This is a genomic window from Streptomyces sp. NPDC016845 (assembly GCF_044332585.1).
In the GTDB taxonomy this organism is placed as follows: Bacteria; Actinomycetota; Actinomycetes; order Streptomycetales; family Streptomycetaceae; genus Streptomyces.
This window is the reverse complement of the sequence record NZ_JBIRPI010000002.1, coordinates 261,268-286,992: the sequence shown is the minus strand read 5'-3', so window position 1 is coordinate 286,992 and position 25,725 is coordinate 261,268. Positions and strand designations below refer to the sequence as shown.

The 25,725-nt window shown below is 71.5% G+C and carries 26 protein-coding genes and 1 pseudogene; 14 read left to right on the top strand and 13 right to left on the bottom strand.

Translation table 11 applies throughout. The features are described from left to right. Positions 1-11 precede the first annotated feature (11 nt). From ACH4RC_RS07385 to ACH4RC_RS07365, 5 genes are all read right to left on the bottom strand, one after another. On the bottom strand, positions 12-818 hold the full coding sequence (locus tag ACH4RC_RS07385; RefSeq protein WP_398196488.1) for an MlaE family ABC transporter permease: 807 nt from the start codon (positions 816-818) through the stop codon (positions 12-14). Positions 819-826: 8 nt separating this feature from the next. After that, entirely contained in the window at positions 827-1,693 is an 867-nt protein-coding gene (locus ACH4RC_RS07380) for an MlaE family ABC transporter permease (protein WP_398196485.1), read from the bottom strand. A gap of 79 nt (positions 1,694-1,772) precedes the next feature. Then, complete coding sequence (locus ACH4RC_RS07375; protein WP_398196482.1) at positions 1,773-2,753, bottom strand: ABC transporter ATP-binding protein; 981 nt, start codon at positions 2,751-2,753, stop codon at positions 1,773-1,775. A gap of 400 nt (positions 2,754-3,153) precedes the next feature. Next, positions 3,154-3,765: a hypothetical protein gene (locus ACH4RC_RS07370; RefSeq protein ID WP_398196479.1), complete on the bottom strand. Its 612-nt coding sequence runs from the start codon at positions 3,763-3,765 to the stop codon at positions 3,154-3,156. Further along, positions 3,765-4,700, bottom strand: a complete 936-nt coding sequence (locus ACH4RC_RS07365) for a hypothetical protein (protein ID WP_398196476.1) — start codon at positions 4,698-4,700, stop codon at positions 3,765-3,767. The genes ACH4RC_RS07370 and ACH4RC_RS07365 overlap by 1 nt, the downstream gene beginning before the upstream one ends. A 437-nt stretch (positions 4,701-5,137) precedes the next feature. On the opposite strand from ACH4RC_RS07365, the gene ACH4RC_RS07360 reads away from it, so the two are divergent. The 3 genes from ACH4RC_RS07360 to ACH4RC_RS07350 all read left to right on the top strand — a co-directional run bounded on the left by ACH4RC_RS07360 (position 5,138) and on the right by ACH4RC_RS07350 (position 8,866). Next, the gene (locus tag ACH4RC_RS07360) at positions 5,138-5,740 is read left to right on the top strand and encodes a hypothetical protein (protein WP_398196473.1); all 603 of its coding nucleotides are present in this window, start codon (positions 5,138-5,140) and stop codon (positions 5,738-5,740) included. Positions 5,741-5,861: 121 nt separating this feature from the next. Further along, positions 5,862-7,460, top strand: coding sequence for a DUF6801 domain-containing protein (locus ACH4RC_RS07355; protein WP_398196470.1), 1,599 nt, complete (start codon positions 5,862-5,864; stop codon positions 7,458-7,460). 194 nt (positions 7,461-7,654) lie between these two features. Further along, complete coding sequence (locus ACH4RC_RS07350) at positions 7,655-8,866, top strand: helix-turn-helix domain-containing protein (RefSeq protein ID WP_398196467.1); 1,212 nt, start codon at positions 7,655-7,657, stop codon at positions 8,864-8,866. 19 nt (positions 8,867-8,885) lie between these two features. Here the strand turns inward: ACH4RC_RS07350 and ACH4RC_RS07345 are convergent, their stop codons facing one another. Further along, complete coding sequence (locus ACH4RC_RS07345; RefSeq protein ID WP_398196464.1) at positions 8,886-10,955, bottom strand: bifunctional glycosyltransferase 87/phosphatase PAP2 family protein; 2,070 nt, start codon at positions 10,953-10,955, stop codon at positions 8,886-8,888. A 361-nt stretch (positions 10,956-11,316) separates the two neighbouring features. Here ACH4RC_RS07345 and ACH4RC_RS07340 point away from each other — a divergent pair, with 361 nt between their 5' ends. The 3 genes from ACH4RC_RS07340 (at position 11,317) to ACH4RC_RS07330 (ending at position 14,682) form a co-directional block, all read left to right on the top strand. Further along, the gene (locus ACH4RC_RS07340; RefSeq protein ID WP_398196461.1) at positions 11,317-12,723 is read left to right on the top strand and encodes an MFS transporter; all 1,407 of its coding nucleotides are present in this window, start codon (positions 11,317-11,319) and stop codon (positions 12,721-12,723) included. Positions 12,724-12,805: 82 nt separating this feature from the next. After that, positions 12,806-13,993 carry a DUF2330 domain-containing protein gene (locus ACH4RC_RS07335; protein ID WP_398196458.1) on the top strand — a complete coding sequence of 396 codons (1,188 nt, stop codon included), beginning with the start codon at positions 12,806-12,808 and terminating at the stop codon, positions 13,991-13,993. Positions 13,994-13,998: 5 nt separating this feature from the next. After that, positions 13,999-14,682, top strand: a complete 684-nt coding sequence (locus ACH4RC_RS07330; protein WP_398196455.1) for an O-methyltransferase — start codon at positions 13,999-14,001, stop codon at positions 14,680-14,682. 12 nt (positions 14,683-14,694) lie between these two features. Here the strand turns inward: ACH4RC_RS07330 and ACH4RC_RS07325 are convergent, their stop codons facing one another. Next, positions 14,695-15,096: a hypothetical protein gene (locus tag ACH4RC_RS07325; protein ID WP_398196453.1), complete on the bottom strand. Its 402-nt coding sequence runs from the start codon at positions 15,094-15,096 to the stop codon at positions 14,695-14,697. Between the two features lie 100 nt (positions 15,097-15,196). Here ACH4RC_RS07325 and ACH4RC_RS07320 point away from each other — a divergent pair, with 100 nt between their 5' ends. Further along, positions 15,197-15,514, top strand: coding sequence for an antibiotic biosynthesis monooxygenase (locus ACH4RC_RS07320; RefSeq protein WP_365506426.1), 318 nt, complete (start codon positions 15,197-15,199; stop codon positions 15,512-15,514). Positions 15,515-15,594: 80 nt separating this feature from the next. Here the strand turns inward: ACH4RC_RS07320 and ACH4RC_RS07315 are convergent, their stop codons facing one another. Together ACH4RC_RS07315 and ACH4RC_RS07310 are read right to left on the bottom strand one after the other, a co-directional pair. Then, entirely contained in the window at positions 15,595-16,212 is a 618-nt protein-coding gene (locus tag ACH4RC_RS07315) for a hypothetical protein (RefSeq protein ID WP_398196450.1), read from the bottom strand. 6 nt (positions 16,213-16,218) lie between these two features. Further along, positions 16,219-16,866 (bottom strand): hypothetical protein, encoded by a 648-nt coding sequence (locus ACH4RC_RS07310; protein ID WP_398196447.1) that lies wholly within the window; start codon positions 16,864-16,866, stop codon positions 16,219-16,221. A 170-nt stretch (positions 16,867-17,036) separates the two neighbouring features. On the opposite strand from ACH4RC_RS07310, the gene ACH4RC_RS07305 reads away from it, so the two are divergent. Beyond that, positions 17,037-17,540 carry a GNAT family N-acetyltransferase gene (locus ACH4RC_RS07305; protein ID WP_398196445.1) on the top strand — a complete coding sequence of 168 codons (504 nt, stop codon included), beginning with the start codon at positions 17,037-17,039 and terminating at the stop codon, positions 17,538-17,540. 33 nt (positions 17,541-17,573) lie between these two features. Here ACH4RC_RS07305 and ACH4RC_RS07300 read toward each other — a convergent pair. After that, positions 17,574-17,987 (bottom strand): annotated as a pseudogene (locus ACH4RC_RS07300) (EmrB/QacA family drug resistance transporter); the annotation flags it as partial. A 123-nt stretch (positions 17,988-18,110) separates the two neighbouring features. Here ACH4RC_RS07300 and ACH4RC_RS07295 point away from each other — a divergent pair. After that, a complete protein-coding gene (locus tag ACH4RC_RS07295) occupies positions 18,111-18,965 on the top strand; it encodes a peptidoglycan-binding protein (RefSeq protein ID WP_398196442.1) in 855 nt (284 codons plus the stop codon). A gap of 28 nt (positions 18,966-18,993) precedes the next feature. Here ACH4RC_RS07295 and ACH4RC_RS07290 read toward each other — a convergent pair whose 3' ends face one another. Next, positions 18,994-19,656 carry an HAD family hydrolase gene (locus ACH4RC_RS07290; RefSeq protein ID WP_398196439.1) on the bottom strand — a complete coding sequence of 221 codons (663 nt, stop codon included), beginning with the start codon at positions 19,654-19,656 and terminating at the stop codon, positions 18,994-18,996. Positions 19,657-20,064: 408 nt separating this feature from the next. Between ACH4RC_RS07290 and ACH4RC_RS07285 the strand changes: the two genes are divergently transcribed. The 3 genes from ACH4RC_RS07285 (at position 20,065) to ACH4RC_RS07275 (ending at position 23,152) form a co-directional block, all read left to right on the top strand. Next, positions 20,065-20,721, top strand: a complete 657-nt coding sequence (locus tag ACH4RC_RS07285) for an HNH endonuclease family protein (protein WP_398196436.1) — start codon at positions 20,065-20,067, stop codon at positions 20,719-20,721. A gap of 94 nt (positions 20,722-20,815) precedes the next feature. After that, positions 20,816-22,528 (top strand): alkaline phosphatase D family protein, encoded by a 1,713-nt coding sequence (locus ACH4RC_RS07280; RefSeq protein ID WP_398196434.1) that lies wholly within the window; start codon positions 20,816-20,818, stop codon positions 22,526-22,528. Positions 22,529-22,702: 174 nt separating this feature from the next. After that, entirely contained in the window at positions 22,703-23,152 is a 450-nt protein-coding gene (locus tag ACH4RC_RS07275; RefSeq protein WP_398196431.1) for a DoxX family protein, read from the top strand. A 129-nt stretch (positions 23,153-23,281) separates the two neighbouring features. Here ACH4RC_RS07275 and ACH4RC_RS07270 read toward each other — a convergent pair whose 3' ends face one another. After that, complete coding sequence (locus ACH4RC_RS07270) at positions 23,282-23,854, bottom strand: superoxide dismutase family protein (RefSeq protein WP_398196428.1); 573 nt, start codon at positions 23,852-23,854, stop codon at positions 23,282-23,284. A 278-nt stretch (positions 23,855-24,132) separates the two neighbouring features. Here ACH4RC_RS07270 and ACH4RC_RS07265 point away from each other — a divergent pair, with 278 nt between their 5' ends. Beyond that, a complete protein-coding gene (locus tag ACH4RC_RS07265) occupies positions 24,133-24,765 on the top strand; it encodes a DedA family protein (protein ID WP_398196425.1) in 633 nt (210 codons plus the stop codon). A 230-nt stretch (positions 24,766-24,995) separates the two neighbouring features. On the opposite strand, the gene ACH4RC_RS07260 is transcribed toward ACH4RC_RS07265, so the two are convergent. Then, on the bottom strand, positions 24,996-25,229 hold the full coding sequence (locus tag ACH4RC_RS07260; protein ID WP_398196422.1) for a DUF2277 domain-containing protein: 234 nt from the start codon (positions 25,227-25,229) through the stop codon (positions 24,996-24,998). 115 nt (positions 25,230-25,344) lie between these two features. On the opposite strand from ACH4RC_RS07260, the gene ACH4RC_RS07255 reads away from it, so the two are divergent. Then, the gene (locus ACH4RC_RS07255) at positions 25,345-25,683 is read left to right on the top strand and encodes a hypothetical protein (protein ID WP_398196419.1); all 339 of its coding nucleotides are present in this window, start codon (positions 25,345-25,347) and stop codon (positions 25,681-25,683) included. Positions 25,684-25,725: the final 42 nt, after the last annotated feature.

The following is a 25,725-nucleotide window of genomic DNA, read 5'->3' as shown; positions in this document are numbered from 1 at the left end:
GCTTGTCGTCGTCACCCCGCCACCTTCACGGTCGTGGTGGCGCCCCACAGGGCGAGGGAGAGGAAGAAGTCGGTGACGGAGATGAGCACGATGGCGTTCCGCACGGACCGCCCGACCGCGACGCCGACCCCTGCTGGTCCACCGGTGGCCCGGTACCCGTAATAGCAGTGGGCGACGATCACCATGACGCTGAAGATGAGCACTTTCAGCACGGAGAGCAGCACGTCGGTCGGCGAGAGGAAGAGATCGAAGTAGTGGTCGTACGTTCCTGCCGACTGCCCGTTGAAGACGACGGTGACCAGGCGGGAGGCGAGGTACGAGGAGAGCAGGCCGATCGCGTAGAGCGGGATGATGGCGACGACGCCGGCGATGATGCGCGTGGTGACGAGGTAGGGCATGGACCGCACGCCCATCCCTTCGAGGGCGTCGACCTCTTCGTTGATCCGCATGGCGCCGAGCTGGGCGGTGAACCCGGCGCCGACGGTGGCGGACAGGGCGAGTCCGGCGACCAGTGGGGCGATCTCGCGGGTGTTGAAGTACGCGGAGACGAACCCGGTGAAGGCGGCGGTGCCGATCTGGTCCAGGGCGGCGTAGCCCTGGAGGCCGACGACGGTGCCGGTCGCGGCGGTCATCGCGATCATCACGCCGATGGTGCCGCCGATGACGCCGAGCCCGCCGGAGCCGAAGGCGACCTCGGCGAGCAGGCGTTGCACTTCCTTGGTGTACCGGACGAGGGTGCGGGGCGCCCAGAGCAACGCCCGCATGTAGAAGAGGAGTTGGTCGCCACCGCGGTCGAGCCAGACGAGGGGGGAGGTCATGACGGGTTTCAGCCTCCCTTCGGCGGAACGATCTGGAGGTAGATGCCGGTCATCACCATGTTCACGAAGAAGAGCAGGATGAAGGTGATGACGACGGACTGGTTGACGGCGTCGCCCACGCCCTTCGGCCCGCCGCGCGGGTTGAGCCCGCGATAGGCGGCGACGATCCCGGCGATGAACCCGAAGATGAGGGCTTTCAGCTCGCTGATGTAGAGGTCGGGGAGCTGGGCGAGCGCGGAGAAGCTCTGCAAGTACGCACCTGGGGTGCCGTGTTGCAGGACGACGTTGAAGAAGTACCCGCCGAGGGTGCCGACGACGGAGACCATGCCGTTGAGCAGCAGCGCGACCGACATGGTGGCGAGCACGCGGGGGACGACGAGCCGCTGGACCGGCGAGACACCCATGACGTTCATCGCGTCCAGCTCTTCGCGGATCTTGCGCGAGCCGAGGTCGGCGCAGATGGCGGAGCCGCCCGCGCCCGCGATGAGCAGGGCGACGATGAGCGGGCTGGCCTGCTGGATGACGGCGAGGACGCTGGCACCGCCGGTGAAGGACTGAGCGCCCAATTGCTGTGTGAGCGACCCCACTTGGAGCGCGATGACCGCGCCGAACGGGATGGAGACGAGGGCGGCGGGCAGGATCGTCACACTGGCGATGAACCAGAACTGCTCGACGAACTCCCGGAACTGGAACGGCCGCCGGAACACGGCGCGGGCGACTTCGAGCCCGAGCGCGAAGAGCTTGCCGGTCTGGCGGAGGGGGCCGAGTAGAGGGTTGGGGGTGCGGGGTGCGGCCCGTTTGGGCCCGGCGTCCGGCGCGGCGGGCGGTGCCGGGGGCACGACGGTCGGCCGGGGCGGCCGTGAGTCGACGCTCATATGCTTCGAGCCCCTCCGGCGGTTGAGGAGCGGGGTCCGGGGCGGAGCCCCTGGGCCGCACACCCGTGCAGGGCGCCCGTCACGCGACACCGCCGGAGGCCATCGCTTCGGAGCCGTACGTCGCCAAGATCGCCGCCCGCGCCGACTCCGGCAAGGAATCCAGCATCCCGAGCACACGAGCCCGGCGCCGGGCAACGGCGGCCCGCTCCCCAAGGCCCGGAGAGGGCTGAAGCTGCGGCACAAGAGCCCGGGGCTCGACAACCGGCTGTGAAGCCTCAGCGGCCAGCGTCGCCGCGTCCTTCTCCTCCGACATGCCGATGGGCCCCGCCTTGCTGGCGGTGAGGAACTGCGCCACGACCGGCTCCCGGCTGGTCAGCAGCACCTCGCGGGGCCCGAACGTCACCAGGTTCCGCCGGAACAGCATCCCCATGTTGTCGGGGACGGTCGCCGCGATGTCGAGGTTGTGGGTGACGATGAGCATCGTCGCGTCGATCTGCGTGTTCAGGTCGATGAGGAGCTGCGAGATGAACGCCGTACGAACGGGGTCGAGCCCGGAGTCGGGCTCGTCGCAGAGGATGATCTGCGGGTCGAGGACGAGAGCCCGCGCGAGACCGGCCCTCTTCCTCATGCCGCCGCTGATCTCGCCGGGCAACTTCCCCTCGGCGCCGAGGAGTCCGACGACCTCGATCCGCTCCATGACGATGCGGCGGATCTCCGACTCCTTCTTGCGGGTGTGCTCGCGCAGCGGGAAGGCGATGTTGTCGAAGAGGTTCATCGACCCGAACAGGGCGCCGTCCTGGAACATGAGCCCGAACAGCTTCCGGGCCTCCATGACGTCCCGCTCCGGGCTGCGCGCCATGTCGACGCCGTCGACGAGGACGCGGCCCCGCTCGGGCTTGAGCAGACCGATCAGCGACTTCAGGAAGACGGTCTTGCCGGTGCCGGACGGGCCGAGCATGACGCTCACCTCGCCGGCGGGCAGGGTGAGACTGACGTCCTGCCAGATCTGCTGCTTGCCGAAGGACTTGGTGAGCCCTTCGACCTTCACTTCGATTCCCATCGCCTCTCACCTTCAGCGAGCGAGCTCGGCAGCGCACGGTAATTCGCCTTGTACGCGCCGGACAAGATCTCGGAGCGGCCGCCCCGAATCTTTCTGAAAAATTGTCATCCGATGACAAGAGACCGAATCGCCCCTGTCGAGGGATGAGTGAAATCACCGGTTCGCGGCGGGGCCCCGCCTCGCCGGGGGTACGACGAGGAAACGGGGCCCCAGCGCGGAGATGCCGACCGGAAAGGAGGATTCCGCCCGCATCTCATGCGACTCCTGGCCGGCGCAGCGCCGTCCGGGAGAGGAGGACTTTTTCCGACGTTACGGCCGAGTAACCTCGGCTAGCAATAGCGGTTCGCCAAGATTTCGACCCGAAGGCCACTCATTCATTTATCACTTGCCGACAGTACGGTCAGGCGGGCGGGGTGATCAGCTGCTTGGGGGTGAGGGTGTAGGCGGCCTTGATGTCGAGCGTGTCGCCCGCTGTGAAGAGCCCGAGGCACACCGCCCCAGGACCAGCCACGAGCCGGCTGGGCGGTGCCCCGTCGAGCCCTGTGCTCAGCCGCCCGGTGGCGTTGTCGTACTGGCCGTACACGGTTCCGGTGAACTTCGCGTTGCAGCCGGTCGCGGACCAGTTGAACTCGATCCCGCTGATGGACACGTCGATCACGGAGGGGCCGGCGGCATTGCGCCGCAGCAGGTTGATCTTCCAGGGTGCTGAGCTCGCGGTAAGACCGAAGGGAATCCCCGCGACGGAGCAGGTCGAGTACGACGGCACGAGAGTCCCCGCGGCGAGACCGTCCGGGTCACTGGCCGCGAACGAGCCCGAGATGTGCCCCGCACCACAGGTCAGGACGAAAGCCCCGGTCTTGAACGCGGGTTTGGCCGCATCCCCCGTATAGGCCCCGCCCGGGCTGACCGTCCACACCCCACTGCCTGCGGCCGACGCCGACGTCACCGACATCCCCAGCGCGGCGAAGAGCGCGAGCCCGCCCGTCACCGCCCTGCGCAGCACCCGCGTCATCACTTGACCGCCGAGTGCCAGTACTGGGAGAACACCTTGCCCTGGTTCGGCGCTGCGGCGCCCGGGTCGTTCAGGGTGCCCAGGTAGGTGGAGGCACTGTTGAGGGTGAGGCTGTTGGTGCCCGAGGCCGCGGGGAGGGCGGACTTCAGGTTGACGGCCCAGTTGAAGGCGCCGAGCCCCAGGGGACCGCAGCCGCTCGCGCCCGGCGCGGCGAAGGTGGTGTCCTGCTGGTTCGCGCCGGTCAGCGCGAGCCGGCCGAACGGTCCGGCCTCGTCGGGCGTGCCGTTGGAGGCCGCGCTGTCCGCGCCGACGTTCGGCAGCGCCGCGTTCCCGGGGCGCAGGACGACGGGGGCGGACTTGGTGCCGATGTAGCAGTTGTTGCCGATGAGCGGGTTCTGGAGGTGGATACGGACCGGGATCGAGATGATCGGCTGGCCCTCGGAGACCCCGGCGAGCAGCTGGAAGTCGGACGGCGTGCCCACGGACTCGACCGTCGCGACGACCTTGTTGACCGTGCTGTCGGTGATCTTCCCGCAGACGGCGCCGACGACGGGTATGTCGCTGGGACACATCAGCCCGAGCAGGCCCCCGGGCAGGTTGGCGGGGTCGGCCACCAGCGCGCCGCCGGCCGGCGCGATGACCGTGTTGGTGCCGTCGGAGTGGGTGACGATGCCCACCTGGAGGTCCGTCTTCCCGGTCGGGACGACCGAACTGCCGAGCTTGATGACGCCGGTGGACGAGCTGGAGGAGATGCACGTCGCCTGGTTGTCGATGCCGTCGGCGGCCAGCATGGCGGCGTTGTCGACCGGGCAGCGGTTGAACGGCGCCCAGTTTCCGTTCAGCTGGGTGCCGGCCGCGCCGGACGTACCGATGGAGGCGATCGTCGCCAGGGCGGCCGTCGCGCCGAGGACGGACATGCGTCTGAGGGTGGCCATGCCGGTTTTCCCTTCTGATAGGGGAATGCGAGCCCGGACGTTACTCACCGGAAACCTTTCGCACAATGCCCTTGCTGACACTTTTTCCACTACTCGTGCGTTTAGCGAGAAGTGAGCATTCATGGACACCGATTGCTCGGCAGGTGAGTAGTTTTCGGGACGAGCCGCAAATTCGTCACTCCCGGACAAGGAAAGTCACGCAACCTGTCCCTGCACAGACAAGAAAAACTGCGCGTTTCGATCCTTCCGAGGAACCTGGGGCTTTCCCATTGCGGCTTCCGGTTACTAGCTCGTAACGTCCGTCTGGAAGGCGACGAGATCTGGCCTGCGGGCTGATCCCTTGCGTTGCGTTGCCTGAAGTTGCGACACGGTCGCGTCGCCGCGAAGCGGTCGCGCTCCCCCTTCAGTTCACCCCACGATTACGCGGAGGAACCACTGTGCGCAGATTCGCCCGTAACACCGCCATCGCCGCTGCCGCGCTCGCCTCGGCCTTCGGCCTCTCGGTCTCCTCGGCCTCGGCCGGCGCGCTGGCCACGTACACGGTCACGCCCGGCGGGGCGTTCACGGCCAACGCCACCAAGCCCACGATGAAGGTGGGGTCCGCCACCCTCTCCTGTGCCTCCTCACAGGCGCAGGGCACCCTGAAGTCCGGGTCCGGGCTGGCGGGGGCCCAGCTCGGCTCCATCACCAAGCTGACCTTCAGCACCTGCACCGTCGCCGGTATCCCGTTCACGGTCACCACGACGGCTTCGGCCGCGACGCCGTTCTACGTCAACGCCACCGGCACGACGGCGAACCACATCGACGGCAACATCAGCAACATCAAGGCCACCATCACCGGTGTCGGCTGCAACGCGACCTTCCAGGGCACGACCAACGGCTGGTATGAGAACACCACGAAGACCCTGCACGTCACCGGTGGGGGCTCCCTCGCCGCGCAGGCCGGCGCCAGCTGCCTCGGCCTCTTCACCGCGGGCGCGCACGCCGACTTCGTGGGCAACTACGTCATGACCGCGCAGCAGACGATCACCTCCCCGTGATCGCGTAGCACCGCCCAGCCCGCCGCCGAGTCCCCACTCGGCGGCGGGCCCGCGCGTGTTTCCAGGGCGGGGCGGGGTCACGACCGGACGCATGGACACGACTACAGGAGGCAGGGTTCGGATGGAAGCGATCGGAAAGCGGACCGGGCCGCGTGCACGACGCTCGGTGCGGGTGGCGTCGATCGCCTCGGCCGCACTGGTCGCCGGGCTGTTGTCCGGCTCCGGTTCTCGAGCTGACGAACAGCCGCCTGATGCGGTGGAGTTGGCGTACGAGTGCGGTCTGCCTCTCACGGCGCCCGCGGACCCCACGGCGCCTGCGAAGGCGGGCGCGGACACGACGGCTTCGGCGAACACGGACGCCGAAGCCACGGCTTCCGGCACGGACAGCACGGCCGCGGCGACGAAGTTGGCCGCCACCGTCAGGGTGCGCACCCAATTGCCGCGTACGGCCGTGACGGGGCAGCCGATCCAGGCCGGCCCCGTCCAGGTGGAAGCCGCGCTGCCACGCGCCGGGCTCGCCGGTCTCCTGCCCGCGGGCGCGGAACTGGCGAGCGAGGCGAGCCTCGGAGTAGAGGTCCGGCAGAACGAGGACAAGGCGGACGCGACGTGGTCCGGCCTCAGCGCGCGGGCAACCATGCCCACGGAGGGCGAGCACGTGGTCCTGCCGTACAACGGAGACGTCCCCTCCGTCACGGTCGACTCGCCGGGGGACATCGAACTGCTCGCCGGTGATCTCGCCCTGACGGTGACACCCTCGTCCGGTGCGCCGACCACCCTCACCTGCTCTCCGGGCAAGGACACTGATCCGCTGCTGGCGCGCGTAGCCGTACCGGGGGAGGACGAGACGGAGCCGGGTGGCTCGCCGTCCTCGTCGGCAGCGCCGGACGAAGGCAGTGACGAGTCCCGCGACGGCGTCACCGTCACCCCCAAGGACGAGCCGAAGGCGGACGAGGTCACCTGCGGGCCCAGGCCGACCGGCGAGCGCGATATCAGCCAGACCCCGAAACCGCCGTATCCTCCGGGCGGGGAGGCGGCCGCCGGCTTCGGAGGATGCGCCTATGCCATGGGTTTGGCGACGGTGCGCAAGCAGAACGGGTCGATGATCATCAACGACCCGTCCAAGAAACCCGCACTCATGAACATCAGCGGCGCCATCTACAACGCCTGGGTCGAGGATCCGGACACCGGCGCCTTCTTCTGGAACCGCTACGACTCCATCGGAGAGCTGACTCTGCCGGACGCCGAGTCGACCTTCCTCAGCTTCGGCTTCATGCCGGTGTCCGCGAAGGTCGCCTTCGACAACAGTCTCGTCACCATCTCCACCGGCAGCACCGACTACGGGGAAGGCGTCTTCGCCGTTGTCACCTTCTTCCAGACCATCCGTATCCGGTCGGTCGAGGTGAACGGCGTCCCTCTTCCCGTCGGCCCCGACTGCAGGACCGAGAAGCCCTTCCGCGTCACCCTGAACGGCTCCGTCAACCGCGACGGCACCGGCACCTACACGAACGTCCTCTTCGGCGGCCTCCTCACGGGCAAGGTCGACATCCCCGCGTTCACCGGCTGCGGGACCGGTGGCGAGAACCTCAACCCGTTGTTCACCGCGGCCATCAGCGGACCCGACAACCAGATCGCCATGAACCAGGCCCCGGTCTGCTCTCCGGAGTACGGATTCGGCTGCCCGCCGGTCATGGCCACCCTCCCCCCGACCAAGCTCCCGTGACCGCCCCACCGACCCGTCACTTCTCAGCCACATCCCCCACGCGGGGATCATTCTCTGCGCAACTGATGTACAACCCACAGTAGTTGGCCTAACTTCAGAGGCCCCATTGGTACGCACCTGGCGGGCGGAACCGCACACCCTGCGTGGTCCCGCCCGGCCCCCACCCGGCGCTCGGACAAGCGAGGAAAGCGGCTATGCCCCTGCCCGCGCACATGGCGGATGTCGAGGACCCTCTGGGGCCGCTGCCCAGGGAGTTCGCCCGCATCATGCGTCCCGAACTCCCCGGTTTGATCAAGGAGATCGGGGTCGAGGTCACGCGCGCGTTCCCGGAGTACGCCGCGCTCCTGAGCGGGCCGAACGAGGCGGCGATCCGGCAGGGCGTCGAGCAGAGCCTCAAGGCCTTCGTGGACCGCGTCGCCGACCCCGCCGCCTCCACCGCGATCCGTGACGAGCTGCTCCGCAAGTTCGGCCGGGTCGAGGCGTACGAGGGCCGGGACCTCAACACGCTCCAGGGCGCCTACCGGCTCGGCGCCCGCGTCGCGTTACGCCGCGCCAAAGACCTGGGCCGCCGCTTCGACCTCTCCCCCACCCTCCTGCTGACCTTCGCCGAGGCCCTCTTCGCCTACGTGGGCGAGCTGGAGGCCCTCTCCCACGAGGGGTACATGGAGGTGCAGTCCAGGACGGGCGCGGCCGGCGAGGTGCTGCGCAGACGCTTGCTCCACCTCCTGCTCGCCGGGACCCCGCTGAACCACACCACCATCAGCGAACTGTGCGAGCAGGCCGGCTGGCCGCTCCCGGACGAGGTGACGCTGATCGCCCTGCGCACCCCGGGTCCCGAGCACATCCGCGCCGGGCTCGCCCCCGACGTGCTCACCGACCTCGGCGTCCCCCAGCCCCACCTGCTGGTCCCCGGCCCGCTCACCGACGAACGCCGGGCCATGCTGAAGTCGGCCGCCTACGGCACGTCGTACGCGATCGGTCTGACCGTACCGACGGCGCAGGCCGCCGATTCGCTGCGCTGGGCCCGCCGGGTGCTTCAGCTCGTCGACGACGACATCGTTGCCGACGCCCAGGCCCTGGACTGTGCCGACCATCTGGTGACGCTCTGGTTACTGAGCGACCCCGCGCTCGTCGCGGAGATCGCCCGCCGGGAACTGGCCCCGCTCGACAAGTCCTCCGGAACCCGCCGCGCCCGGCTCATGGAGACCCTGCACGCCTGGCTGACGACGCGCGGTACGGCGGAACACGTCGGCGACGCGCTCGGCGTCCACGCCCAGACCGTCCGCTACCGGCTACGCAATCTGGAGGCCCACTTCGGCGACCAACTGGAGTCCCCGGAGCGCCGGTTCGCGATGGAAGCGGCGCTCCGGGCTTTGCAGTTGCACGGCGAGATCACCGCCGGCTGACGAGCCCGCCCCGCACCGTTCAGCCCTTGGCGGTCGGCAGCACGGTCTGGTCCGAGTGCGCGGCTTCGTCGTCGCCGCCCGGTCGAACGGGAACCGCTGCCGTTCGTACCCGGGGTCCCTGGAGCACGTACGTCAGGAAGAAGCCGAGCGAGACGACGGCGGCGCCGCCCGCCGCGTCGAGGATCCAGTGGTTGCCGGTGCCGACGATCGCGGAGACCGTGCACAGGGGGTGGATCAGGCCGAGCGCCTTCACCCACTTCCGTCGGGCCAGGACGATGATGACGATGCCGCACCACAGGGACCAGCCGAAGTGCAGCGAGGGCATCGCCGCGTACTGGTTGGTGAGCTGGGTGAGCGTGCCGTAGTTCGGCTTGGAGAAGTCCTGGACGCCGTGGACCGTGTCGATGAAGCCGAGGCCCGGCATCAGGCGCGGCGGCGCGAGCGGGTACGCCCAGAAGCCGATGAGGGCGAGCAGCGTGGCGAAGCCGAGCGCGGAGCGGGCCCAGCGGTACTCGGCGGGGCGGCGCACGTACATGAGGGCGAGCAGGCTGAGCGGGACCACGAAGTGGAACGACGTGTAGTAGAAGTTGAAGAAGTCCTTGAGCCAGGTCGCGTGGTGGACGACGCCGTGGTTGACCCAGTGCTCGATGTCGATGTGCAGGAACTTCTCGATCGAGTGGATCTGCGCGCCGTGGTGCTCGGCGGTGACCCGGCCCCCGGAGATCGTGCCGCCCGTCGCGGCGAGCCTGACCTGCTGATAGGCGGAGTAGCCGACGCGGATGAGGAGCAGTTCGAGGATGAGGTTCGGGCGGGTGAGGACGCGGCGCCAGACGGGGACGAGCGGCACCCACTTCCAGCGGGCGGGCACCGGCGCGGCGTAGTCCGTCGGGATCGGTGCCTGGTAGAGCGGGGACTCGCGGGAGAGGAAGGGGACGGCGCAGGCGGCGGCGAGCGCCGCGATCAGGACCACGTTGTCCCGGAGCGGCTCCAGGGACGGCATGTTCGGCAGCATCATCTTCGACGGCAGAGTCAGCGCGAGGATGACGAGGACGGGCCACATGTAGCGGTCGGAGGCGCGTTTGCCGACGCGGCCGACGACCGCGAGGAGCACCCAGAGGAGCTGGTGCTGCCAGGTGGTCGGCGAGACCGCCACCGCCACGCAGCCGGTCACGGCGACCGCGAGCAGGAGTTGGCCGTCGCGCGCGTACCGGACCGCGCGGCGCAGGCCGAGGACGGTGACACCCGCGCCGAGGGCGAGGAACAGCGCCTTCTCCCCCGGCCCTTCGAGGCCGAAGCGGAGCAGCATGCCGTGCAGTGACTGGTTGGCGTTGGCCGCCGGGTCGGTGGCGAGGCCCGCGCCGGCCATGTGGTGGACCCAGTACGTCCATGAGTCGTGCGGCATCGCGGCCCAGGCGAGGCCGGTCGCGGCGACGAAGGTGACGCCCGTGGAGATCGCGGCGCGTCTGCGGCCCGTGAACCAGAGCAGCGGTGCGAAGAGCAGCACCGTCGGCTGGAGCGCGGCGGCGACGCCGACGAGGACGCCGGACGACTTCTCCCCTCGTACGGCGAAGCAGCCGAGCAGGACGAGGAGGACCGGGAGGATGCTGGTCTGGCCGAGCGTGAACGCGTTGCGCACCGGCAGGGACAGCATGAGCAGGCTGATCGCGACCGGCGCCGCGAACAGGGACGTACGGCGGGCGACGGGTTGGGGGAGGGCACGGGCGGCGACCAGGCCGAGCGCGACGACGAGGGCGAGCGAGCCGAACGTCCAGCCCCAGCCGAGGGCTTGTTCGGCGGCGCGGGAGAGCGGTTTGAGGACGAGCCCGGCGAACGGGGTGCCGGTGAACAGGTCGGGCGCGTCGTAGAGCGAGCCCTTGACGTGCAGGACCCCCTCAGGCCCTATCCACGTCTCCAGGTCGGTGAGGCGTTCGCCGCGCGGTGTGCTGAGCACGACCACGAGCTGACGTACGGCGAGTACGGCGGCGATCAGCCACAAGCCGACGCGCACGGCGCTCACGCGCCCTGTCGCCGTGCCCACCGGTCCGCCCACCGGTCCGCTCATCGGCCCTCCGTGCTCCACGTTCGCCACGCGTTCTCCCAGCCCGTTCCACAGGTCCTTCGCAGGGCCTTCCCAGGTCCTTCCCAGGTCCTTCTTGTAGAGGTTCGCACCGCCCCCCGTGTGAGACGCACGCAACCCCCACTTCACCTCCCTGTCCACCCGGTTTTGACCGGAAGACGGCGCCCGGTTCCGCGACAAAGATCACAAAATCGCCGGATCGCGGCGCGTGCACCGCCGGATGTTCGCGCAGGTTAAAGCAGCTTTACCCACGCTTCGCAGGCGACTGGGCACTTTACGTCACCTTTGCAAACGCACCTATGGTCGTTTTGAGGCCGTTCCCGCGTGGACGGCCTCTGCCCTTGTCCCCCACGAAAGGCAGGCGAGCGGACCCTTGGCCAGCGCCACGTCCATCGCAGTCAGTACCGGCAAGGTCTCGGCCCCCGTACGGGACGGCCGGGACCGGAACCGGAAGCGCACCTCGTCCGACGTCACCGTCACCGATCCATCGCTGGTCAAGCGCGCGGTGAAGGCCGCGGCGCTCGGCAACGCGATGGAGTGGTTCGACTTCGGCGTCTACGGCTACCTGACCGCGACGCTCGGCCACGTCTTCTTCCCGACGGCGTCGAGCACGGCGCAGGTCCTGTCCACGCTCGGCACGTTCGCCGCCGCCTTCCTCGTGCGCCCCATCGGCGGTGCCTTTTTCGGCCCGCTCGGCGACCGCATCGGCCGCCAGCGCGTCCTCGCCATCACCATGATCATGATGGCGGCGGGCACGTTCGCGATCGGCCTGATCCCGTCGTACGGCGCCATCGGCGTGTGGGCGCCGGTCCTGCTGATCGTGGCACGCATGCTGCAGGGCTTCTCGACCGGAGGTGAGTACGGCGGCGCGTGCACCTTCATCGCCGAGTACGCCCCCGACAAACGACGCGGCTTCTTCGGCTCGTTCCTGGAGTTCGGCACGCTCATCGGTTACGTGGCGGGCGCGGGTCTCGCGACGGCGCTGACGACGCTGCTCTCCGACGGCGACCTGTACAGCTGGGGCTGGCGCGTCCCGTTCCTCATCGCCGGGCCCATCGGCCTGGTCGGCCTGTACGTGCGGATGAAGCTGGAGGAGACCCCGGCGTTCCAGAAGCTGGCCGAGGAGGCCGAGAGCGCGCAGAAGGCGCGGCCGAAGCCGAAGCTGAAGGACATGTTCGTCGGCCAGGGCAACGCGATGGCGCTCTGCATCGCCCTCGTCCTCGTCTTCAACGTCACCGACTACATGCTCCTCTCCTACATGCCGACCTTCCTGAGCGAGGAGCTCGGCTACGACGCCACGCACGGCACCCTCATCCTCATCGCCGTGATGGTCCTGATGATGTGCGTGCAGATCCCGATGGGCCGGGCCAACGACCGCTACGGGCACCGGGCCGTGATCGGCGCCGCCTGCGTCGGCTTCGTCGTCCTCTCCGTGCCTGCGGTGCTGCTGATCCGCGCGGGCTCCACCTGGGCCATCGCGCTCGGCCTCGCCGCGCTCGGTCTGCTCCTGGTCGGCTTCACGTCGTCGATGCCCTCGACGCTCCCTGCCCTCTTCCCGACGAAGGTCCGCTACGGCTCCCTGTCCGTCGGCTTCAACCTTTCGGTGTCCCTCTTCGGCGGCACCACCCCGCTCGTCGCCGCCGCCCTCATCGCCGCCACCGGTGACCTGATGATCCCGGCCTACTACATGATGGGCGCGGCCGTCGTCGGCGGGATCGCGGCGTGGCGCATGCGGGAGTCGGCGGGTCGCCCGCTGCCCGGCTCGCCCCCGGCCGTGTAACCGGGCCCACCGGCTGTGCGGCCAGGCCACCGGCTGTGCACCAGCGGGAACCGGAGCCGCCCCCGCCCCCGTCGCTACGCGCATGACCACAGTGACGCGGGCCCCGGCGGCCACCTCCCTCACCACCAGGGCCAGAGTCCTCCTCGTGACTCTGGCCCTGGTGGCGTTCCAGATCGCGTGGATCGCCGTGCCCGCGTACGCGTGCGGCTGCGGCGCGATGGTCCCGCGCACCGGGCAGCGGGTCGTCGTCGACGAGGAGACGTCCGCGGTCCGCTGGGACGGGCGCACCGAGCAGATCGTGATGCGCCTGTCCGTCCATGGTGACGGGCGCGACGTCGCCTGGGTGATGCCGGTCCCGCACCGCGCCGACGTCACGCTCGGCGACCCCGGCCTCTTCAACGGTCTTGAGCGCGCGACCGCTCCCGAGTGGCGCACCCGGCACTACTTCTGGCCGCGCGGCCACGACTGGCCCTTCGGCAGCGACACCGACAGCGCCGGCGCGAAGGCCCCGCTCCCCGCCGCGACCGGCAGCGGCGTGGGCGTCGTGGGCCGCGAACACCTCGGCCCGTTCGACGTCGCCCGCCTCACCGCCACCGACCCGGACGCCCTCGCCGACTGGCTCGAGGACAACGGCTTCCCGCTCCCCGCCCGCCTCGCCGAGGCGCTGCGCCCGTACGTCGACCAGGGCTGGGAGTACGTCGCGATCCGCCTGGCACCCGAGGACACGGCAGACTCCGGGGGCCGCGGCTCCCGTACGGTTCTGGGCGGACGGCTCGACCCGCTGCACCTCACCTTCGCCAGCGACCGCCTCGTCTACCCGATGCGGCTGTCCCGCCTGGCGCGTACGCCACAGCGGTTGAACCTCTACGTTCTCGCCCCGCACCGCATGGAGCCGCGCTCGGCGATCGGCGGACAGCGGCCGGAGGTGACCTACGCGGGCCGGGTCCCTGCCGACGAGGCAACGGGTGAGCTGGGAGAACTGTCCACCGGCGCCCCCTACTTGACCGCACTGGAGCAGTCCTTCCCGCGGCCGTCACGCATCGACGGCGACCACGAGCTGCGGCGCGCGGCGGACGACACCCCGTACCGGACCGTGCGGTACAGGAACGAACTGCTCACGGTCGGGCCCGGCGTCCCCGTCTGGATCCTGACGCTGGTCGGCACGGCGGCCGTCGTGGTCGCGGCCGTGACCCTGCCGGCCCTGCGCCGCGCGCGACGCCGACCGGTCCCGCCGCCACCGCCCGTCCGCGTGCCGCCGCGCCTAGGCTGACGACCATGACCACGCAACCTGGCGCCCAGCACCCCGACCCCGCCGCCGTCGACGCCTACCTCAGTGATCTGCTCGCCCCCGCCGACGAGGCGCTCGCCGGTGCCCTCGCGGACAGCGAGGAGGCGGGCCTGCCCAGCATCGCCGTCTCCGCCACCAACGGGAAACTGCTCAACCTGCTCGCCCGCCTGCAAGGTGCCCGCCGCATCCTGGAGATCGGCACGCTCGGCGGCTACAGCACCATCTGGCTGGGCCGCGCCCTGCCCGCCGACGGATCGCTGATCAGCCTGGAGTTCAGCGCCGAGCACGCCGAGGTGGCCCGCGCCAACATCGCCCGCGCGGGCCTGGACAAGGTCGTCGAGGTGCGGGTGGGCGCCGCCCTGGACTCGTTGCCGGGGCTCGCCGACGAAGGTCATGTCTTCGACCTCGTCTTCATCGACGCGGACAAGGTGAACAACCCGCACTACCTGGAGTGGGCGGTGCGGATGACGCGCCCCGGCAGCGTCGTCGTCGTGGACAACGTGGTGCGCGAGGGCCGGGTCGCGGAGCCCGACGCCGACCGCCCGGACGTCACGGGCACCCGCGCCGCGCTCCAGCTCATGGCCGACCACCCGAAGCTGGACGCGACGGCGATCCAGACGGTGGGCGCGAAGGGGTACGACGGCTTCGCGGTGGCGTACGTGCAAGCCTGAGTGCCTGGTTCCTCACACCTCGTGGTAGAAGCCCACATGCACGCCGCGCGGTCCGCCCCGGTCGAGGACGACGACCTCGCCGGAGGCGCCGCGCGGCAGGCGGTACGCCCCGCCGTACGCGAGCGGGTGTCCCGGCCCGCCGCCCGTGCCGAGCCGGACCCGTACCTCGGCTGCGGGGTCGCCCTGGGAGCCCCGCAGCCAGTGGACGCTCCACTCGCCTTCGGGCCCGCACCGGAACTCCAGGTGCACCCGCGACACGAACAGCCAGTCCTCCGGGGTCACGAGCCGGCACGCCGCGGCGTCGCGGCCCACCCGCAGCACGGCGCCCGGCGCGCCGGCCGCCTCCGCCATCACCATCCCGGCGGTGGCGCCCTCGTCGCCGCCGCCCACCGCGGCCATGGTCAGTTCGAGCACCGCACACTCCCCCAGCGTCCGTCCGGGTCCACGAGGACCGTAGGGGCGGCATCCTAAGCCTCCCGGCCCGCCCGTCGTGGCGGTGCGGCAGGATGAACCCATGAGCATCGTCAAGATCAACGTTCTGAACGTCCCGGCCGAACAGCGCGAGGTCCTGGAGCAGCGCTTCGCGTCCCGCGCGGGCGCCGTCGAGAACTCGGACGGCTTCGAGTGGTTCGAGCTCCTTCGCCCCGTCGAGGGCACCGACGACTACCTCGTCTACACGCGCTGGCGCGACGAGGAGTCGTTCCAGGCGTGGATGGAGGGCCCGATGAAGGCGGCACACCAGGGCGGCGGCGACCGTCCGAAGCCGGCCGCCAGCGGGTCGTCCGTGTGGTCCTTCGAGGTCGTGCAGCAGGCGGCGCCGAAGGGCGCGTGAGCCTCCGGCGCGTACACGCCGGTGCGGCCGGCCCCCCTCCCGGGGGCCGGCCGCACCGGCGTTCTCAGAGCGTCGCGGCGTCAGAGCTTCAGCAGGCGCTCCGCCGTCTCGCGGTAGTCGCGCAGGGCGAGCCGCAGCCTCTCCGTGTCCTCGCCCGAGTCCTGCCAGGACGTGCGCAGGGTGCGGCGGTGGCCCGCCAGCGTCTCGGTGAGGCGGGCCGTCAGGTCCTCCAGGACGTGGTCGGCCTCCTCCACGGCGGCGCGGGGCTGGTCCACGAAACCGGCGACCGCGTGCTTGAGGCGGCCCGCCATGTCCTCGCGCAGGTCGTGTGCGACGAGGGTGGAGTGACCGTCGTGGTGGCCCGTGTCCGCACCCGCAGCCTCGGCCGTCCGGTGACCGTCCGCGGCGTGTGTGCCGTGCGTGGCGTGCGTGCCGTGCGTGGCGTGCGTGCCGTGTCCGGTGAGCGGGTCCGCGCCGACCGGTATGCCCGCGCCCGGGGCCTGCTCGCGGCGTTCGTGCCCAGGCTCGTGCCGGGGCTCACGCGGGGCGTGCGCCGCCGGGTCGGTCACCGGCTCCTTGAACGGTTCCCTCGGCTGCTCGTTCAGCGGCGACTCGTTCAGCGGGGTGGCGCCCGGCGCCGCACCGGAGGCCGTACCGGGGGCCGTGCCGTCCTGTCGCGTGCGTCCGATCTCTGCCATCCTCGATCAACTCCCCTTCGCAAGGCGCCCCTTGAGGGGGCTGTTCGTCCGGTTGTGCCGCGTGTGCGCGCCGTCCGTCACGGCGTCGTCCGTCCGGTCCCGGCGCGCGACGTGGCCGCCCGTACCGGTCAGGTCGTCGAAGAGGGCCCGCGCCTCGACCATCGCCTCGCGCAGCTCCTCCGTACCGGCGCCGATGCCGGTGTGCGCCGCCTCGTGGACGCGCCGGAAGCCGTGCACGTGGTGGCCGTGGTGGACGGAAAGCGCCTCGAACTGGTCCTCGTAGCGGGTGCCGTCGGGGAAGCCGCGCTCCTTCGCGAGGTCCGCGATGAGGGCGTCCGCCTCGGCGACCGCCTCCGCGGGCGACTCGACGAAGCGCTCCTGGGCGGCGGCCCAGCGCGCCCGGTAGCGCTCGCGCGCGGCGGGCTCGAGGTCGTGCGTGCGCAGCGACCCGTGGCGCCGCACCCGCTCGGTCAGCTCGTGCTCAGCGGCTTTCGTGTCGCCGTCGTGCCGGGCGACGACCCGCTCGTACTCGGGCCCGAAGCGGCTCTTGAGGCTCCGCCCGCCGCGGGGCTTGGTCCGCGCGGCGAACACGCCCGCCGCGACGACGACCACGACCCCCACCACGATCAGAGCGATGATCACGCCTGTGGACATGGCTGTCTTCCCGACCTTCCCGGTGTCCGTCGAATATGGGTCTGCTGTCAACCGTGCTTACGGTGAACCGGGTTGCCCGCCCCCGCGGGCTCAAACAGGCCCGCCCCCCGACGGTGCCGGGTGGCGGAATCCGGTTGCGGCGCGACGCCCCACGCGCCCCACAATGCGCCATGCGCACCCGCTGGACCATCGCCCCCGAGCCTTACGACTCCGCCGTGGCCGCCGCCCTGTGGCGCGCCTACTACACGGAGGTCAGCGACCGCTGGTACCTGCTGCACGAGGGACACGCCACCGGCCCGGCGGACCTGGAGCGCGGGATCGCCGCTGACCCCGGGGACCAACTCGCCCATCCGACCGGCGAGTTGCTGGTCGGACGGTACGAGGGTGAGCCCGCCGGGACCGCCGGGGTGCGGCTCGTGGAGCCGGGGATCGCCGAGCTGACCCGCGTCTACGTCGCCAAGGAGGCGCGCGGCACGGGCGGCGCGGCGCTGCTCGTGGCGGCGGCCGAGGAGGCGGCCCGCGCACTCGGCGCCGCGCGCGTCCGGCTCGACACGCGCTCCGACCTGGTCGAGGCGCGGGCCCTGTACACACGGCTCGGCTACGAGGAGACGGCGCCGCACAACGACGACGTCTACGCCGAGCACTGGTTCGGCAAGAACCTGAGCGGTGGCTAGGGGCCGTCGCCGGGCCGCGAGGCCCTGCCGGTGGCTGCCGCCGTCGTGCGGGCGCTCCGCGTCCGAGCCGCACAGCTCGGCGTTCGGCTCCGACACGAGCTGGAAGAGGTCCGTGGGCCGGTCCGGCCCCCACCGGTCGCCGAGCAGCTCCGCGAGCGAGTCCTCGCGCGCCTCGGCGGGCCGGGCCGCGACCGTGCGCCCCTCGTCCGTGAGGATCATGCCAAGGCCCTCCCGGACCGCCAGGTGCCGCTCCTCCGCCTGCCGCGCCGCCTCGGTGACCACCGGCAGGGGTACGGCGCTGCGCGCGGCGAGGACGGCCGGCTCGGCCCAGCCGCACCGGTTGACACGTAGCACGAGCCAGCCGGCGGCCGGCAGCAGGTCATGACCGGCCCGAGCGGTGATCTTCTCGTAGCTCTCGCGCCGCCCCTCGCGCGTCCCGGGCGCGGGCCGATTCGGCTCGTCGTGCGTCGACTTCGGGCCCGGCGCTGCGGCTGATGCGCCGGGGTCTGCATAATTCGTCGCAGTCCTCGGGGGGAGGGCCGCGCATGAGTCTCGGGGAGGGGACCACGCATGAGTGGTGAGGAGCGTCGGCCCGATGCGGGCCGTCCGTGCGAGGAGTGCGGGGCGGGAGCCGACGGGGGGACCGCCTGCACCTGTGAGGCGGAGGGCTTCGGTCCGCTGAGGGTCCGCCCCTACGTCACCCTGCCGGAACCGTCCCAGCCCCCGCCGCCGCGCGCCCCGGACCCGTACGCGCACCCGCCGCTGCCGCCCGAGCTGCCGAAGGTGGAGGTCGATGACGACGCCGAGCCCCCGCACCCCGGGGACGCGTCGCGCCGCCCCCCGGTGCTGCTCCTCGCCGCGATAGCGGGTGTGCTGAGCGTGGCGGCGCTGGTGACGGTCCTCATCTCGTCGGGCGACGGCGACACGAGCGCCGCCGCGCAGGAGGCGGGCACCCCGCTCGCCGCGACGGCGTCGGCGCCGTCCGGTAGGGCCCCGAGCCCGTCCGCGTCGGCGACGGAGCGTACGGCACAGCCGTCGTCGCCGCCGGTGTCGCGCGCGGCGTCGGCCCCCGCGGCGCCCTCCGCGTCGGCCCCGTCGAGCTCACCGACCCCGTCCCCGACGCGCCCGGCGTCCACGTCCCCGCGGCCCTCCGCCTCGGCATCCGTCTCCCCGACGCCGCGCCCGTCACGCCCGCAGCGGCAGGAGCCGCAGGTGCTGCGCCGGGGCGACCGCGGCCCGGAGGTCGGCGAGCTGCAGTACCGGCTGCGCAAGGTGAACCTGTACCCGGCGGACCCGGACGGCAGGTTCGACAGCCGTACGGAGTTCGCCCTGCGCACCTACCAGATGGCGCGCGGGGTCCAGCAGGACGATCCGGGCACGTACGGCCCGGCGACGCGGCGGCTCCTGGAGGCGGAGACGCGGTAGACGGCTCTCCCTGGCTCCCGGCCGCGGGTCAGCCGAGGTCGATGTGGAGCAGGATCTCCCCGTCGGCGCCGGCCTCGACCCGTACGGCCGTCAGGTCGGGCACGTGGACCGTGGGCCCGTGCTCACCCGCGCGCGGGCCGACACCGACCACCCGCATCCCCGCGGAGCGCCCCGCCGTGATGCCCGCGCCGGAGTCCTCGAAGACGACGCAGTCGGCGGGGTCGACGCCCAGCTCGGCGGCGCCCTTCAGGAAGCCCTCGGGGTCGGGCTTGCTGGCGCCCACGTTCTCGGCGGTGACGCGGACGGCCGGGTAGGGGAGCCCGGCGGCGGCCATCCGGCCGGTGGACAGGGCCAGGTCCGCCGAGGTGACGAGCGCGTGCGCGACGCCGCCGGAGAGCAGTGACTCCAGGAACGCCGCGGCGCCGGGCACGGGCACGACGCCGTCCATGTCGGCGGTCTCGGCGGCGAGCATGCGGGCGTTGTCGGCGTGGTTCTCCGCCATGGGGCGCTCGGGCAGCAGGAGGGCCATGGAGGCGTAGCCCTGGCGCCCGTGCACGACGCCCATCACCGTGTCGCCGTCGAGTCCGTGCTCGGCGGCCCAGCGCCGCCAGATGCGCTCGACGACGGCGTCGGAGTTGACGAGGGTGCCGTCCATGTCGAGCAGGAGGGCACGCGCGGAGAGAACGGTCATCGGCGGGCTCCAGAGAATGTGTGACGCGGTGAGATGTGTGACGTCTGAGATGTGTGACGTCTGAGGCCTGTGACGGCCCGGTACAAGGCGGCCCCGCCCGCCGGTCAGGGTACGCGGGCGGGAACCACTTTGTTCCCTCACGGTACAAAACGGAGGGGGGTTAGCGCCACCCGCGTGGAGCCGAGCCCCGGAGCGGGCGCACCGAAACACGACCGGGCGCACCCCAGAGAGCCGAATGGCTCGAATACCGAACAAATCACCAGAGTTGCTCCACCACCTCTTGTCCCGCACATCACTTTGACGCGACCCTGTCATCACCCGCACACCCGCCCGCAACCCCCCTCCCCCACGATGGCCGCACACCCGAGCCCCGTCCGGCCAACTCACCCCCCATGAAAGGGAGTTCACATGCTCGACTTCTACGCGCGTCGACCCCGCATGACCGCCTGTCTCGGCACAGGGGCGGCCACCCTCGCCGCCATCACCGTCCTCTCGGCGGCCCCGGCCGCCCAGGCCGCCCCGCCCACCCCGGTCAGCGCCGCCACGGCCCGCACGTACCTCGCCGGGCTGACCGTGAAGGCCGAGGGCTCCTCCGACGGCTACAGCCGCGACAAGTTCCCGCACTGGATCACCCAGTCCGGCACCTGCAACACCCGCGAGACCGTCCTCAAGCGCGACGGCAGCAACGTACAGACCGGCTCCGACTGCGCGGCCACGTCCGGCAGTTGGTACTCCGCGTACGACGGCGCCACCTGGACCGCGTCGGGGGACGTCGACATCGACCACATCGTGCCGCTCTCCGAGGCGTGGAAGTCCGGCGCGAGCGGCTGGACGACGGCGAAGCGCCAGTCGCTCGCCAACGACCTCACCCGCCCCCAGCTCATCGCGGTCACGGACAACGTGAACCAGGCCAAGGGCGACAAGGACCCCGCGGAGTGGATGCCTCCGCGCGCCGCGTACGCCTGCACGTACCTGCGGATGTACGTGCAGGTGAAGCACTACTACGACCTCTCCGTGGACTCGGCGGAGAAGTCCGCGATCCAGTCGAAGCTGAGCGGCTGCTGACCGGCCGCTGAACCCGCTCCCCCACTGACGCCCGGTGTTCCGTACCGTACGGACGACTGCGGAACACCGGCCGAACGACAGCGGAGGAGGCGACGTGGCAAGGCTGCGCCTGGGACCAGTGCTGAGGTACGTGGACGAGGAGGCGGCGACGGTCTGGGTCGAGGCGAGCCGGCCCTGCGTCGCCGAGGTGCGCTGCGCGGACGGCGCGTCCGGCACCGCCCAGACCTTCCAGATCGACGGCCACCACTACGCGCTCGTCCCGGTCGGCGGCCTCACGCCGGGCACCGAGACGGCGTACGAGGTGATCCTGGACGGCGGCACGGTCTGGCCCGAGCCGGACTCCCGCTTCCCGGCGAGCACCATCCGCACCCCGGCCTACGAGGCGGCGGACTCGGCCGTCCGCGTCACCTTCGGCTCCTGCCGCTGGGCCGCGCCGCCCGCCTCGGGCTCCTCCTGGCGCGAGCGCGGCCGTGAGCTGGGCGGCGAGCACGACCCGGTCGGCCCCGACGCCCTCGACACACTGGCCGCCCGCCTCGCCGCCGACCCGACGGCCGAGCGCCCCGACGTCCTCGTCCTCCTCGGCGACCAGGTCTACGCGGACGAGACCTCACCGGCGACGCAGGAGTGGCTGGCCCGCCGCCGCGACCTGGACGAGCCGCCCGGCACACAGGTCGCGGACTACCAGGAGTACACACACCTCTACTACGAGTCCTGGCTCGACCCGGAGATCCGCTGGCTCCTGTCCACGGTCCCCTCGTGCATGCTCTTCGACGACCACGACGTGATCGACGACTGGAACACCAGCGCCGCCTGGCTGCGCGACATGCGCGCGACGCCCTGGTGGCAGGAGCGCATCCTGAGCGGCCTCATGTCGTACTGGGTGCACCAGCACATAGGCAACCTGCACCCGTCCGACCTCGCCGAGGACCCCGTGTACGCGGCGGTGCGCGCGACCCCCGACGGTACGGACGCGTTGCGCGAGTTCGCCGCCCGCGCCGACGCCGACCCGACCTGCGCCCGCTGGAGCTACCGGCGCGACTTCGGCCGCGTACGCCTGGTCATGATCGACACCCGGGCCGCCCGCGTCCTCGACGAGGAGAACCGGGCGATGCTCGACCCGGACGAGGAGCGCTGGGTGCGCGAACAGGTCCTCGACGGGCAGGAGAGCGCGCCCGGCGCCTACGACCACCTCCTCATCGGCTCCTCGCTGCCGTGGCTGCTGCCGCACCTCATCCACGACGCGGAGAACTGGAACGCGGCGATGTGCCACGGCGAGCGCGGCGCCCGCTGGGCGCGGCGCGGCGAGAAGCTGCGCAGACGGGCCGACCTGGAGCACTGGCCCGCGTTCCCGACGTCGTTCGACACGCTGACGGACCTGGTCGCCGAGGCGGGCGGCGGCCCGGCGGCGCCCGCGACGGTCTCGGTCCTCGGCGGCGACGTCCACCACGCGTACATCGCGGAGCCTGTCTGGCCGGCCCAGGCGTCGGCGGAGGGCGCGGCGAGCGGTCCGGCGCCGACCTCGCGCATTCTCCAGCTCACCTGTTCACCGGTGCACAACTCGATCCCCGGCTACATGCGCCTGGCGTTCCGCTTCGGCTGGAGCCGATGGGGACGGGCCATAGGACGCGGCCTCGCCCGGCACGCGCGCGCGGCCACCCCACGGGTGCACTGGCGCAGGTCAGGCGGCCCCTGGTTCGGCAACCACCTGATGACGCTGACGCTGCGCGGACGCTCCGCCGATCTCTCCCTCGACCAGGCCGACGCACGGCAGGGCCTGGTCAGGAGGGACCACCGCAAGATCACGTAATTCTTGACGGCGCGCCGCAAGCGGAACCGGAACTTGGCCGAATGTTGAACTTGCAAGCTCAAGTTAGGTACACCTAACCTTTGCACCTTCCAAGCCGGTGGCAACGGCGGCGGCGTCGGCGCCGACTCCATCGGTGACATCGGTTCGTCCCCAACCGACCGAAGGAGCCCCACCATGACTGGACGTCTCAACAGCGCCCAGCCCTATGCCCTCGGCCTGTTCCGCATCGTCATCGGCCTGCTCTTCGCCTGCCACGGCGCCGCCTCGCTCTTCGGCGTCCTCGGCGGTTCGACGGGCGGCGGCACTGTCGACGCGGGCACCTGGCCCAGCTGGTACGCGGCCGTGATCCAGCTCGTCGGCGGCGGCCTGGTCCTGCTCGGCCTCGGCACCCGCGCGGCCGCGCTGATCTCGTCCGGCTCGATGGCCTACGCGTACTTCAAGGTCCACCAGCCCGAATCGCTGTGGCCGCTGCAGAACGGCGGCGAGGCGTCGGCGGTGTTCTGCTGGACCATGCTGCTGCTCGTGTTCACGGGCTCGGGCGCGTTCGGTCTCGACCGGCTGTTCGCCGGGCGCGGCGAGCAGTCCGCGAAGGCGCAGCCGGAGCGCGCGACGGTCGCGGCCTGAGGAGCCGCTCGCGCAGCTACGGCCCGGCCGGGCAGCGGCCGGGCCGTAGCTGCACGTACGGCGTACAGCCCTACCGCGACGGCCTTACCGCTACCGCTCCTACCGCTCCTACCGCTACAGCTCCTACCGCTACAGCCCTTGGCCGAACGGTTGATTGCCGAACGGCACAGTGAAGCACGCCACGCGCTTCCCGGCGCCGCCCGGCGCGTCGTGGATCACGACCGACGCGGCCTCGCCGTCCCGCAGCCCCCACTCCTTCTGCACGACGGCCTTACCCACGCCCTGGGCGTCGGTCGTGAAGTCGAGCCACACCTCGTTCTCGGCGTTCGCCTTCTCCGGGTCGACCACGTGCTGGTAGTGCCCGCCCGCCGCCTCCGGGTCCGCGCCGCAGGCGCTCTTGTGCACATGCGCCCCGAAGGCGTGCGAGTGGGCGAGGCCCCCGACGTCCAGGCGCACCGTCATGCGGTCGGCGCTGCCGCTCTGCGTCACCTTGATCGACGCCGCCGCGGGCACCAGCTCCGTGTCGTACGTCATCGCGGGCGACGGCAGGAACGCCGTGGGCGGCGAGAACGTCGCCTTGCTCTCCATGAAGTACGCCCCGCCCCCTGTGGCCCCCGTGGTATCCGTGGCCCCCGCGGCTCCACCGCCGCCCGCCGCCAGTACGGCCGCCGCGAGCGCGCCGGTCACCATTCCTGCCACCATCGCCAGTCCCTTCGTCCTGCTTCGTACCGCTGCGTACTGCTTCGCTCGTCCTGTCTTCTCTACTCGGCTCTGCATCGTTCGTACGTGATGTGGCGGCGCGGCGCCGCTCGGGGCGGCGCACCTGGGTGAGCGCGGGCGGGTGAACGTGAGATGGGGAACATCTGTACCCCTTGCGTCCCTCGGGCGACACACCGGGCGTACGCTGTACAGCTGTCATGACGCCGCTCCCGCCTGGAGGAACGGTCCGGGGGAACGTTGGGTACGGGAGTTGGCTGGCAGTGCTGGAGAGCGTGGGGTCGCTGACCGGAAGTCCATGGATCTACGCGATCGTGGCGCTCTCCGTGCTCTTCGATGTCTTCGTGCCGGTGTTGCCGAGCGGGGTCCTCGTGATCACCGCGGCGACCGCCGCCGCGGCGGGTTCGGGCGCGGCGACCGGCGCGGTCCCGCACGGAGTGCCTGACCTGCTGGTCCTGACACTGAGCGCGGCGACGGCCTCCGTCCTCGGCGACCTGGTGGCGTACCGGCTCGCCTGGCTCGGCGGGGAGCGCCTGGACCGCGCCATCGCCCGCTCCCGGCGCCTGACGACCGCGCAGGAACGTCTTGGCGGGGCGCTCGCCCGCTCCAGCGGCGGCCTGCTCGTCATCATCGCCCGTTTCGCCCCCGCGGGCCGCTCGGTCGTCTCCTTCGCGGCCGGCTCCGCCCACCGCAAGGTCCGCGAGTTCCTGCCCTGGTCCGCGGCGGCGGGTGTGGCCTGGGCGGCGTACAGCGTGGCCCTCGGCTACTTCGGCGCGCAATGGCTCGGCGCCAGCTGGCTCTCCACGGTGGTCTCCCTGCTCGCGCTGGTAGGGGCGGGCGTGGTCGCGGCCTACGTCATGCGCCGCCCGGCCCCCGAGCCCCAGAAGGCCACCTGACGGACTCCGCCCCGGGAGGGGTGGCGCACCGGCACGCAGTCGACCCCTGAAGGGCTGCCGCACGAAGTGCGCATCCCCAGGGGCGCGGGGAACGGCGCGCCCAGCCACGACGGCGCCGCAGTCGCCCACGCTCCCCAGCCCCCGGGTGATCGGGCGGCCGATCCTCAGCAGACCCGAACGCTCCTCACAGGGCCGCGGGGAACTGCGCACCCGCCCACGCACCCCGGGTACTAAGAACCGGCCCCCCGCGCGGCAGCGCCCCGTACCTCGAGGTTCTCCAACAGCACAGCCGTAGCCCGCGCGACCTCGTCCACGGCCCGTTCGAACGCCTCCCGATTGTGCGCGGCCGGCGCCCGGAACCCGGACACCTTCCGGACGTACTGCAGGGCAGCGGCCCTGATCTCGTCCTCCGTGGCTTCCTCGGGGAGGGCGGGCGGGCGAAGGGTCTTGATGCTCCGGCACATGCCTCCAGTCTGCTCCGCCGGACCCCGCCCCGTCCGGCACCCGCCCGATCACACGTTCGCGTGAATGCCCCGGAGCCGCTCGCACACCAAATTCGAACAGACGTACCATTGCCGGGTGGCAGCGACCGATGATCCCGACTTCGATTTCCCGAGCGACCTCCGCGCCGGCCAGGAGGAGCTGCACCAGATCAGGGCCGAACTCCTGGCCCTCCTCAAGCGGCTCCCGTGGTCGGTCGCACCTCTCGACGCGATCGAGGACACCCAGGGCTGGCGCAAGCTGGAGCGCCCCGCCTCACCGGGCTGGACCGAGGACGAACAGGCAGAGGTCGAGAAACTCCGCCGACGCGAACTGGAACTGGCCGTCTTCGTGACGTGCCACCGCTACTGGCGAGACCTGTCGGGCCCGGACTCGGTACGGGCCCGGGCCCGCCTCAAGCACGTACACGGGGCCTGACGCGGCCCCCCGCCACCGCCGCCGCGAAGGCCCGCGTCGCTC

Coding starts and splice junctions, on each gene's coding strand:
- ACH4RC_RS07285 (WP_398196436.1), top strand. CDS start 20,065: ATGCTCGACTTCTACGCGCGTCGACCCCGCATGACCGCCTGTCTCGGC.
- ACH4RC_RS07270 (WP_398196428.1), bottom strand. CDS start 23,854: ATGGTGGCAGGAATGGTGACCGGCGCGCTCGCGGCGGCCGTACTGGCG.
- ACH4RC_RS07305 (WP_398196445.1), top strand. CDS start 17,037: ATGCGCACCCGCTGGACCATCGCCCCCGAGCCTTACGACTCCGCCGTG.
- ACH4RC_RS07385 (WP_398196488.1), bottom strand. CDS start 818: ATGACCTCCCCCCTCGTCTGGCTCGACCGCGGTGGCGACCAACTCCTC.
- ACH4RC_RS07275 (WP_398196431.1), top strand. CDS start 22,703: ATGACTGGACGTCTCAACAGCGCCCAGCCCTATGCCCTCGGCCTGTTC.
- ACH4RC_RS07380 (WP_398196485.1), bottom strand. CDS start 1,693: ATGAGCGTCGACTCACGGCCGCCCCGGCCGACCGTCGTGCCCCCGGCA.
- ACH4RC_RS07320 (WP_365506426.1), top strand. CDS start 15,197: ATGAGCATCGTCAAGATCAACGTTCTGAACGTCCCGGCCGAACAGCGC.
- ACH4RC_RS07315 (WP_398196450.1), bottom strand. CDS start 16,212: ATGGCAGAGATCGGACGCACGCGACAGGACGGCACGGCCCCCGGTACG.
- ACH4RC_RS07375 (WP_398196482.1), bottom strand. CDS start 2,753: ATGGGAATCGAAGTGAAGGTCGAAGGGCTCACCAAGTCCTTCGGCAAG.
- ACH4RC_RS07310 (WP_398196447.1), bottom strand. CDS start 16,866: ATGTCCACAGGCGTGATCATCGCTCTGATCGTGGTGGGGGTCGTGGTC.
- ACH4RC_RS07350 (WP_398196467.1), top strand. CDS start 7,655: ATGCCCCTGCCCGCGCACATGGCGGATGTCGAGGACCCTCTGGGGCCG.
- ACH4RC_RS07295 (WP_398196442.1), top strand. CDS start 18,111: ATGAGTGGTGAGGAGCGTCGGCCCGATGCGGGCCGTCCGTGCGAGGAG.
- ACH4RC_RS07330 (WP_398196455.1), top strand. CDS start 13,999: ATGACCACGCAACCTGGCGCCCAGCACCCCGACCCCGCCGCCGTCGAC.
- ACH4RC_RS07355 (WP_398196470.1), top strand. CDS start 5,862: ATGGAAGCGATCGGAAAGCGGACCGGGCCGCGTGCACGACGCTCGGTG.
- ACH4RC_RS07365 (WP_398196476.1), bottom strand. CDS start 4,700: ATGGCCACCCTCAGACGCATGTCCGTCCTCGGCGCGACGGCCGCCCTG.
- ACH4RC_RS07290 (WP_398196439.1), bottom strand. CDS start 19,656: ATGACCGTTCTCTCCGCGCGTGCCCTCCTGCTCGACATGGACGGCACC.
- ACH4RC_RS07370 (WP_398196479.1), bottom strand. CDS start 3,765: ATGACGCGGGTGCTGCGCAGGGCGGTGACGGGCGGGCTCGCGCTCTTC.
- ACH4RC_RS07260 (WP_398196422.1), bottom strand. CDS start 25,229: ATGTGCCGGAGCATCAAGACCCTTCGCCCGCCCGCCCTCCCCGAGGAA.
- ACH4RC_RS07335 (WP_398196458.1), top strand. CDS start 12,806: ATGACCACAGTGACGCGGGCCCCGGCGGCCACCTCCCTCACCACCAGG.